The sequence below is a fragment of the Vibrio sp. 1402 genome, assembly GCF_033340275.1.
This window is the reverse complement of sequence record NZ_JAWOWE010000124.1, coordinates 1-906: the sequence shown is the minus strand read 5'-3', so window position 1 is coordinate 906 and position 906 is coordinate 1. Positions and strand designations below refer to the sequence as shown.

Annotated in this window: 1 protein-coding gene; it reads right to left on the bottom strand. The window is 45.0% G+C overall.

The window, feature by feature from the left end; all coding sequences use genetic code 11:
- Window positions 1-39: 39 nt before the first annotated feature.
- Entirely contained in the window at window positions 40-690 is a 651-nt protein-coding gene (locus tag R7044_RS24570) for a carboxymuconolactone decarboxylase family protein (RefSeq protein ID WP_021450458.1), read from the bottom strand.
- Between the last annotated feature and the right edge of the window lie 216 nt (window positions 691-906).

Sequence of the window (906 nt, the reverse complement as noted above, 5' to 3'; positions counted from 1 at the left end):
GTTTCATGCCCAAGAGCGCCTCTCCCAAACCCAAAACAATCAGTTTTTGGCGTCTAACACCGAATCCAGTACAGATTGAGCATTACTCGCAATACTTTCATCACAGCACTGCTTTAAAACCAGAATGAAATCATTCAGTTCTTCGGCAGACACGCCATTATTCATGCTGATGTTGTAGTGCGCCGCAAGCTGGCTGTTCACTCCGTTGATATTTGCCAGCGCTGCAATCGTGGCAATTTCTCGTTGTTTCCACGTCAGGAGGTCACGCGCGAAAATGTCACCAAACAAATGGGCTTTTAAGTACTGATCTATTTGAGGTGAAAAGTCGAACAGCGGGCCTTTGACTTGCATACCGACCAGCGTTGTTTGGTTCTGACTGCCTAGCTCTAAGCTGCTTTTATCTGCCGTCAACGGCGTCGATTCACGCCCTAATATGTCGGTAATACCACGATTTTTGCGCACTTCAACTACTTCCATAAAAGCAGCCAATCCATTCAAACTGCGGGGAAAACCTGCGTAAGCGTATAGTTGAGCAAGAACTTCTTTAATCTCATTGATCGTTAAGCCGCTTTCTAAACCATCATTCAGGCTAATCTTGAGTTTTTCTACGTCACCGCTTGCGGTGAAAGCCGCGATTGGAACGATGGCTCGTTCTTTATTACTCAATTTATCTGTTGCAAAAGCAGGCATAACAGCGGATATCGTTGTCATAGTCAGTACCCAAATTAATATGGACTTGATTGAAGTTTTAATCGCGATCATCGTCAGAACCTTCCGTTGGTTGACCACGCGCCGAAGCGACTAGAAGAGCCATAAAAGCGACACCAATAAGCGCAATCTTTACGCTCATGTAAATTTGATATTGACTTGGCTTGCCTGTCATTGTCAGATCTCCGACGTCCTTAA

Bases quoted from the DNA above. Each gene is read 5' to 3' on its own strand.
- R7044_RS24570 (WP_021450458.1), bottom strand. From the start codon at position 690: ATGCCTGCTTTTGCAACAGATAAATTGAGTAATAAAGAACGAGCCATC.